General features: G+C 74.6%; 4 protein-coding genes. All 4 read left to right on the forward strand.

What is annotated here, in order from left to right:
• A partial coding sequence (locus ACFWA9_RS36235; protein WP_380393305.1) for a type I polyketide synthase occupies nt 1–5,587 on the forward strand: 5,587 nt, incomplete at its 5' end.
• Between the two features lie 164 nt (nt 5,588–5,751).
• Nucleotides 5,752–6,531 (forward strand): arylamine N-acetyltransferase, encoded by a 780-nt coding sequence (locus tag ACFWA9_RS36240; RefSeq protein ID WP_380393308.1) that lies wholly within the window; start codon nt 5,752–5,754, stop codon nt 6,529–6,531.
• 101 nt (nt 6,532–6,632) lie between these two features.
• Nucleotides 6,633–7,979, forward strand: a complete 1,347-nt coding sequence (locus tag ACFWA9_RS36245; protein WP_352296709.1) for an NAD(P)/FAD-dependent oxidoreductase — start codon at nt 6,633–6,635, stop codon at nt 7,977–7,979.
• 161 nt (nt 7,980–8,140) lie between these two features.
• Entirely contained in the window at nt 8,141–9,217 is a 1,077-nt protein-coding gene (locus ACFWA9_RS36250; RefSeq protein ID WP_380393311.1) for a 3-dehydroquinate synthase family protein, read from the forward strand.
• Nucleotides 9,218–9,302 lie beyond the last annotated feature (85 nt).

Here is a 9,302-nt window from a genome sequence, read left to right on the forward strand (position 1 = left end):
GTCGGCGCGGGCCGCCGCGACCGGCGCCGGCGGCGGACTCGCCGGCCGGCTGGCCGGGCTGGCCGCGGCCGAGCGCGAGGCGCTGCTGCTGGAGCTGGTCCGGACGCACGTCGCGTCGGTGCTCGGCCACGCGGGTGCGGCGAAGGTCGCGGCGGAGCGGGCCTTCAAGGACGCCGGCTTCGACTCGCTGACCTCCGTCGAGCTGCGCAACCGGCTGCGCGAGGCCACCGGCCTCAACCTGCCCGCCACGGCCGTCTTCGACTACCCCACCCCGCTCGCCCTGGCCCGCTACCTGGACGGCGAGTTCGACGGCACGGCGGTCGCGGCGGGCCCGGTGGTACCGGCGGCGGCCGTGCACGATCCGGCCGATCCGGTGGCGATCGTCGGCATGGCCTGCCGGCTGCCCGGCGGGGTGGCCACCCCGGAGGACCTGTGGCGGCTGGTCACCGAGGGGCGGGACGGCGTGTCGCTGTTCCCCTCGGACCGGGGCTGGGGCCTGGACGAGCTGTTCGACGCCGACCCGGAGAGCGAGGGCACCTCCTACGTCAGCCAGGGCGGCTTCCTGCACGAGGCACCGCTGTTCGACCCGGCCTTCTTCGGGATCTCGCCGCGTGAGGCGCTGGCGATGGACCCGCAGCAGCGGCTGCTGCTGGAGACCTCCTGGGAGGCGATGGAACGGGCCGGCATCGACCCGGGCTCGCTGAAGGGCACCGAGGTCGGGGTGTTCAACGGCATCATGGGCGTCGACTACTACGCCGGTGGCAGCGTGCCGCCGGAGCTGGGCGGCTTCGCGCTGACCGGCGCCGGCGCCAGTGTGGCCTCGGGCCGGGTGTCCTACGTGTTCGGCTTCGAGGGCCCGGCGGTCACCGTGGACACGGCCTGCTCCTCGTCGCTGGTGGCGATCCACCTGGCCGCCCAGGCGCTGCGCCAGGGCGAGTGCTCGCTGGCCCTGGCCGGCGGTTCGACGGTGATGTCCAGCCCGAGCATGTTCATGGAGTTCTCGCGGCAGAAGGCGCTGGCGACGGACGGCCGCTGCAAGTCCTACGCGGACGCCGCCGACGGCACCGGCTGGGCCGAGGGCGCCGGTGTGGTGGTGCTGGAGCGGCTCTCCGAGGCCCGCCGCAACGGCCACCCGGTGCTCGCGGTGCTGCGCGGGTCCGCGGTGAACCAGGACGGCGCGTCCAACGGTCTGACCGCGCCGAACGGCCCCTCCCAGCAGCGGGTGATCCGCAAGGCGCTGGCGGCGGCCGGGCTGTCGACGGCCGATGTGGACCTGGTCGAGGGCCACGGCACGGGCACCGTCCTGGGGGACCCGATCGAGGCGCAGGCGCTGCTGGCCACCTACGGTCGCGGCCGTGACCCGGAGCGCCCGCTCTGGCTGGGCTCGCTGAAGTCCAACATCGGCCACGCCCAGGCGGCGGCGGGTGTCTCGGGTGTGATCAAGATGGTGCAGGCGCTGCGGCACGGCGTGATGCCCGCGACCCTGCACGTGGACGCGCCCTCCTCGCAGGTGGACTGGACGGCGGGCGCCGTCGAGCTGCTGACCGAGGCGCGGGAGTGGCCCGAGGTGGACCGGCCGCGCCGGGCCGGGGTCTCCTCCTTCGGCCTGAGCGGGACCAACGCGCACGTGATCCTGGAGCAGGCCCCCGAGGAGCAGCCGGCCGAGGCCGGGCCCGCCCCCGACGCCGTGGTGCCGCTGGTGGTCTCGGCGAAGAACGCCGCCTCGCTGGCGGCCCAGGGCGGGCGGCTGACGGAGCTCGCCGGGGCGACCGCCCCGGCGGCGCTGGCCGGTGCGCTGCTCTCCCGGCGGGCGCTGCTCTCCGAGCGCGCGGTGGTGGTGGCCGGGTCCCCGGCGGAGGCGTCGGCCGGGCTGGCCGCGCTGGCCCGGGGCGAGTCCGCCGCCGGGCTGGTGACGGGCACCGCGGGCACGGTGGGCAAGCTCGTCCTGGTCTTCCCCGGCCAGGGGGCGCAGTGGGCCGGGATGGGCCGCGAACTGCTGGACACCTCACCGGTGTTCGCCGAGCGCATCGCCGAGTGCGCCCGGGCGCTCGGCCCCTGGGTGGACTGGTCGCTGGAGGACGTGCTGCGCGGCGAGGCGCCGGCCGAGGTCCTGGACCGGGCCGATGTGGTGCAGCCCGCGAGCTTCGCGGTGATGGTCGGACTGGCCGCCGTCTGGGCGTCGGTGGGGGTGATCCCGGACGCGGTGCTGGGGCACTCGCAGGGCGAGATCGCGGCGGCCTGCGTGGCCGGTGCGCTCTCCCTGGAGGACGCGGCCCGGATCGTCGCGGTGCGCAGCCGGGTGATCGCCGGTCAGCTGGCCGGGCTCGGCGGGATGGCCTCGGTGGCGCTCTCCGAGGCCGAGGCGCTGGCCCGGTTGGAGCGCTGGGCGGGCCGGCTGGAGGTCGCGGTGGTCAACGGCCCCGCGTCGGTGGTGGTCGCCGGTGACCTCGACGTGCTGGACGAGGCCGTCGAGGTGCTGGCCGCCGACGGGGTACGGGTGCGCCGGGTCGCGGTGGACTTCGCCTCCCACACCCGGCACGCCGAGGCCCTGGAGGAGGTCCTGGCGCAGGCGTTCGCGGACATCCGCGGCCGGGCGCCGCTGGTCCCGCTCTTCTCGACGGTGACCGGTGAATGGGTCCGCGAGGCCGGCGTGATCGACGGCGGCTACGTGTACCGCAACCTGCGGAGCCAGGTCCGCTTCGGCCCGGCGGTCGCCGCGCTGCTCGCCGAGGACCACACGGTGTTCGTGGAGGCCAGTACCCACCCGGTGCTGGCCCAGCCGATCACCGAGGTCGCCGACGGGGCCGGGGTCGAGGTCCTGGTGTCCGGTTCGCTGCGGCGGGACGAGGGCGGCCCGCGCCGCCTGCTGGCTTCGATGGCCGAACTCTTCGTCCGCGGTGTGGCGGTGGACTGGACGGGCGTGCTGCCCGACGCGGCCGGTGGCGCCGAGGTGGACCTGCCGACCTACGCCTTCGACCACCAGCACTACTGGCTCCCGATGACCGCGGCGGCCACCGACGCGACCTCGCTGGGCCTGGCGGGGGTCGACCACCCGCTGCTCGGCGCGGTGGTGGAGGTGCCGGAGACCGGCGGGGTGCTGTGCACCTCCCGGCTCTCCCTGCGCACCCATCCCTGGCTGGCCGACCACGCGGTCGGCGACGTCGTGCTGGTGCCCGGGACGGGCCTGGTGGAGCTGGCCGTCCGCGCCGGTGACGAGGTCGGCTGCGGCACGCTGGACGAGCTGGTGATCGAGGCCCCGCTGATCCTGCCCGAGCAGGGCGGCGTCCGGGTGCAGGTCACCGTCGGCGGTCCGGACGAGGGCGGCGCCCGCACGGTCGCCGTGTACTCGACCCGCGAGGAGGCCGTCGGCGACCCGTGGACCCGGCACGCCACCGGTGTCCTGACGGCCACGGCCCGGGCGGCCGAGTCCCGGTTCGACTTCAGCGCCTGGCCGCCGCCCGGCGCGGAGCGGGTGGAGATCGGCCCCGAGGAGTTCTACGCCAGTCTGCTGGAGCACAACTACGTCTACGGGCCGGTGTTCCGGGGCCTGCGGGCGGCCTGGCGGCGCGGTGACGAGGTCTTCGCCGAGATCGCCCTGCCGGAGGACCACCGGGGCAGCGCCGCCGGGTTCGGCATCCACCCGGCGCTGCTGGACGCGGCCCTGCACGCGAAGGCCTTCCTGAGCACGGGCGACCACCGGACGATGCTGCCGTTCGCCTGGAACGGCCTGGTCCTGCACGCCGCGGGCGCCTCGTCGCTGCGGGTGCGGGTCGCCCAGCCGGCGCCCGACGCGCTCTCGCTGGAGGCGGTCGACGAGGCCGGCGGCGCCGTCCTGACGGCCGACTCGCTGGTGTTCCGTCCGGTGTCCGCCGAGCAGTTGGGCGCGGCGGCGGGCCGTGCGGGCGGTGACTCGCTGTTCCGGGTGGACTGGACGGAGGTGCTCCCGGACGGGGCCGCCGGTTCGCCGTCCTGGGTACGGCTGTCCACCGCCGAGGAGGTGGCCACCCTCGCGGAGGACGCGCTCTCCGGGGCGGCCGTCCCTGAGACGGCGATCCTGGAGGCGGTCACCGGCGGCGACGCGGACACCCCGCTGGACGTGACGGACCGGGTGCTGGAGGTCGTCCAGACCTGGCTGGCCGGCGCCGGGCTGGAGGAGACCCGGCTGGTGGTGGTGACCAGGGGCGCGGTGCCCGCCGGCGGCGACGCCACGGTGACGGACCCGGCCGGCGCCGCCGTCTGGGGTTTGGTCCGCGCGGCGCAGGCGGAGAACCCGGACCGGATCGTGCTGCTGGACACCGACGCGTCCGACCTGTCGGAGGTCGAGCCGCTGCTGGGGCCGGTGCTGGCCGTCGGCGAGCCGCAGGTCGCGGTGCGCGGTGCGGCGCTCCACGTGCCCCGGCTCGCCCGGGCCGGCGCCGTCGACCGGGCGGAGCCGGTGCTGGACCGGGCGGGGACGGTGCTGGTCACCGGTGGTACCGGGTCGCTGGGTGCGGTGCTGGCCCGGCACCTGGTGACCGAGCACGGGATCCGGCATCTGGTGCTGACCAGCCGGCGGGGCCTGGAGGCTGAGGGCGCGCGGGAGTTGGTGGCCGAGCTGTACGCGCTGGGCGCCGAGTCGGTGGCGGTGCCGGCCTGTGACGTGACCGACCGGGACGCGGTGGCGGAGCTGCTCGCCGCCGTCCAGCGCGACGGCCGCCGGCTGACCGCGGTACTGCACGCCGCGGGCCTGTTCGACGCGGGCGTTATCGGCGAGGTCGACCGGGAGCGGCTGGAGCGGGTGTTCGCGGCCAAGGTGACCGCGACCCGGCACCTGGACGAGCTGACCCGCGAACTGGCCCCGGAGTTGGACGCGTTCGTGGTCTACTCGTCGGTGTCGGCGGTGTTCCTTGGCGCGGGCACCGGCGCCTACGCGGCGGCGAACGCCTACATGGACGGGCTGATGGCCCGGCGCCGGGCGGCCGGTCTGCCGGCGCTGTCGCTGGCCTGGGGCCTGTGGGAGCAGGAGACCGGCATGGCGGCCGGCACCGACGACCTCACCCGCAGCCGGCTGAACCGGCGCGGCGGTCTGCTGGGCATGACCCCGGCCGAGGGCATGGAGCTGTTCGACACCGCGCTGCGCGGTGACCGGGCGCTGCTGGTGCCGGCCAAGCTGGACCTGCGTGCGCTGCGCGCCGACGCCGCGGCCGGGCGCGAGGCACCGCCGCTGCTGCGCGGGCTGGTGCGCGCGAGCCGGCAGCTGGCCCGGGCCGCGGTCTCGGGGGACGAGCGGCGCAAGCTGGCCGAGCGGCTGGCCGGGCTGCCCGGCGCGGAGCGCGCGGCGCTCCTGCTGGACGTGGTCCGGGCCCAGGTCGCCGTCGTCCTCGGCTACAGCGCGTCCCACCACATCGACGTGGACCAGGGCCTCTTCGAGATCGGCTTCGACTCGCTGACCGCGCTCGAACTGCGCAACCGGCTGGGCGAACTGATGGGGGCGAAGCTCTCGGCCGGTCTTGTTTTCGATCACCCGACGCCGGGGATGATTGTCGCGCACATGCAAGAGCGCATGTTCGGCGACGGCACGGGGGGTGTCACGGCCATCTCGGTCTGAGCCGCCACGGCCGGGCCCCTGCCGCAGCCCCGGAGCGGCCCGGCGAGCGGCCCGGCGGACAAGCCGATGAACGACCCCGATGAACGACCCGACGAACGCCCCACTGAACGGCCCCGAACGAGCGGGCCCTGATCCGGCTCGCGGACGAGAGAGGAGATGACGACGTGTTCGACGCGGACGCCTACCTCCGGCGCATCGGTTGCGCCGGGCAGACGCGCGTGGACATCGAGACGCTGCGCACCCTGCACAAGCGGCATCTCATGGCGATCCCGTACAACATCGCCGCCCAGGACTTCACCGACGGCATCAACCTCGTCGACCTCGACGAGGACGCCGTGTTCGAGACGGCCGTCGTCGAGGGACGGGGCGGTACCTGCTTCCAGCTGAACCGGCTGTTCTTCCGGCTGCTCGGCACCCTCGGCTACGAGGTCTCCCTGATGGCGGCCAGTACCGCCGAGGGCAGGGAGAACTTCGGCACCGAGATCGAGCACATGTTCGTCCGGGTGGCGCTGGACGGCGCCGAGTGGCTGGTCGACGTGGGCTACCCGGGGCCGTCCTACCTCGAACCGCTGCTCGTCACCGACGCGGTGCAGACCCAGTACGGCTGCCAGTACCGGCTGGTGGACCGGGGCGACGGTGAGACGGCGCTGCAGCGCCGGGGGCGGGTGACCCGCTGGAGCGTGGTCTACACCTTCAAGCTGCTGCCCCGGCGGTGGAGCGACTGGAAGGCACTGGAGGACCGCGCCCGGGAGAACCCTGCGCCGCCCCCCGAGGGGGACATGCAGGGCGTCCTCTACGGCCGGGCGTTCGAGGACGGCCAGGCCGTCCTGAAGGGCCGCCGGCACCTGACGGTCCGGGACGGACGGGAGCGGGTGCGCACCGTCGTCGACGACGACGAGCACCGCGTGCTCGTCGGCGCGATCGTGTCCGGGGACCTCCCCTGACCGGCGGGAACACCGCCGGGAGAACCCGCGGGAACACCGGCGGGAGCACTCCCGGCAGCACCATTCGCAGACGATGTACGACAATTCTGGAAGGGAATCCAATGGCGAAGAACTCGGCCGATGTGGTTGTCATCGGCGGCGGCCCGGCCGGCGCGGTCAGCGCCTTTGTCCTGGCCAAGCAGGGTCATTCCGTGGTGCTCCTGGAGCGCGACGAGTTTCCGCGCTTCCACATCGGTGAGTCCCTGCTGCCCTACATGATGGGGCTTTTCGACCGGATCGGCCTGCGCGAGGCGCTGGAATCCCGCGGATACGTCCCGAAGTTCGGTGGCGAATTCATCGACCCGACGGAGAAGAAGTTCTTCTCGGGCGTCTTCCGCGCGGACTTCAGCAAGCAGGGCGAGGGGCGCTTCGACCGCGCCTTCCAGGTCGAGCGGGCCCGGTTCGACGCGATGCTCGTCGAGGAGGCGGCCAAGGCGGGCGCCGAGGTCCACCTGGGCGCCGGCGTCAAGGAACTGCTGATGGAGGGCGACCGGATGGTCGGCGTCAGCTACGAGAAGGACGGCGAGGAGCACGAGGTCCGGGCGACCTACGTGATCGACGCCAGCGGCCGGTCCGGGCGGATCGCCAACAAGTTCGGGCTCCGCAAGACGCTGGAGAAGCTCCGGATGGTCGGGGTGTTCCGGCACTACGAGGGCCTCGACGAGAAGCACAACCTCGGGGCCGAGGGCGACATCCAGGTCGGCGCGCACAACGACGGCTGGGTGTGGGCGATCCCGATCTCCAAGGAGGTCATCAGCGTCGGCACCGTCATGCCGCGGGACACCTTCCGGGCGGCGGGCTCGCCGGAGGCGGCGTTCGACGAGCACCTGAACCGGGTGCCGCGGATCACCGCGCGGCTCACCGGCACCCGGCCGAGCATGGACCTCAAGATCGAGACCGACTACTGCTACCACGCGGACACCGTCACCGGCCCCGGCTGGGTGATGGTCGGCGACGCGGGCTGCTTCGGCGACCCGATGTTCTCCGGCGGCGTGCTGGTCGCGACCGCCACCGCCACCCGCGCCGCCGAGACCCTCGACGCGGCGCTGAAGTCCCCGGCGGACGCCGACGCGCTGATCGAGGAGTACTCGAACTACTTCAAGACCGGGTACGACACCTACATCCGGCTGATCCACGCCTTCTACGACGGCGAGCTGGTCTCGGTGGCCGCCGACGCCGGCCGGACCACCTCCCGCGACGCGCTGGAGCGCTACCTGATCCGGCTGATCGGCGGCGACTTCTGGAGCGAGCACAACGCCGTCGCCCAGGAGATGCGCCGGCGCCCGGAGTGGGACACCTTCGCGCCGTTCCAGCGGGTCTTCGGCTGCCCGTCCTACCCGCAGCTCGACGAGCACGACCGCAAGGAGCGGGCCGAGGCCCGCATCCTGCGGGTGACCACCGGCCAGTAACGGCCGGGCACGTCCAGCGCACGCCCGGGATCCCGGCGGCCGACCGCCGCCGGGGCCCCGGGCGCGGATCCGGGCCCGGGCGGCACCGGAGCAGGGGCCCCACCGCGGGCGCACCACCGAAGAGTCGGCGTTCGACGTTCTACAGGACAGGTTGAAGCGGCGTGAGAGAACAAGTTCCGGTGCGCATCGGCGACCGTTCGTACGACGTGCTCATCGGCCCGGGAGTGCGCTCCTCGCTGGCCGAGGTGATCCGGGGGCTCGGTGCCCGGCGGGTGGCGGTGGTGTCGGCGCGCCCCGCCCAGTGGGTGCCCGACACCGGTGTCGAGACCCTGCTGCTGCCCGCCCGGGACGGCGAGCCGGACAAGAACCTCGCCACCGTCGAGGCGCTCTGCGCGGAGTTCGTGCGGTTCGGGCTGACCCGCTCCGACGCCGTGGTCTCCTGCGGCGGCGGCACCACCACCGACGTGGTCGGCCTGGCGGCGGCCCTCTACCACCGCGGGGTGCCCGTCGTGCACCTGCCGACCACGCTGCTGGCCCAGGTGGACGCCAGCGTCGGCGGCAAGACGGCGGTCAACCTGCCGTCCGGCAAGAACCTGGTGGGCGCCTACTGGCAGCCCGCCGCGGTGCTCTGCGACACCGACTACCTGGCGACGCTGCCGCACCGCGAGATGCTCAACGGCCTCGGCGAGATCGCCCGGTGCCACTTCATCGGCGCCGGCGACCTGCGCCCGCTGGCCCTGGCGGACCGGATCGCCGCCAGCGTGACGCTCAAGGCCGGCATCGTCTCGGCCGACGAACGCGACACCGGACTGCGGCACCTGCTCAACTACGGCCACACCCTGGGCCACGCCCTGGAGGTGGCCACCGACTTCGCGCTGCGCCACGGCGAGGCGGTCGCCGTCGGCACGGTCTTCGCGGGCCTGCTCGCGGGCGTCCTGGACCGGATCGACCCCGCCCGGGTGGACGAGCACCGGGCGGTCGTCGCCTCCTACGGCCTGCCCGGCGCGCTGCCCGAGGGCGTGCGGCCGGGCGAACTGGTCGAGCTGATGCGGCGGGACAAGAAGGCCCTGAGCGGGCTGGCCTTCGTCCTGGACGGCCCGGCGGGCGCGGAACTGGTCCACGACGTGCCCGAGCGGGCCGTCCTGGAGGCACTGGCGCGGATGCCGCGCCGGCCGCTCGCCCGGCTCGTCGGGCACGGCGCCGACGGGCCCGACGGGACGGGGGCGGCGGTGTCATGAGGTACTCACCACGGCGGCCGCCCGGCGGCCCGCCGGCCGCGCGGACCGGCCCGGCGCAGCGGCTGCTCGCCGACCGCCTCGCCGC

The sequence above is a fragment of the Kitasatospora sp. NPDC059973 genome (genome assembly GCF_042737525.1).
In the GTDB taxonomy this organism is placed as follows: Bacteria; Actinomycetota; Actinomycetes; order Streptomycetales; family Streptomycetaceae; genus Kitasatospora.

Excerpts from the sequence above, each read along its gene's own strand:
- ACFWA9_RS36245 (WP_352296709.1), top strand. The coding sequence starts at position 6,633 with ATGGCGAAGAACTCGGCCGATGTGGTTGTCATCGGCGGCGGCCCGGCC.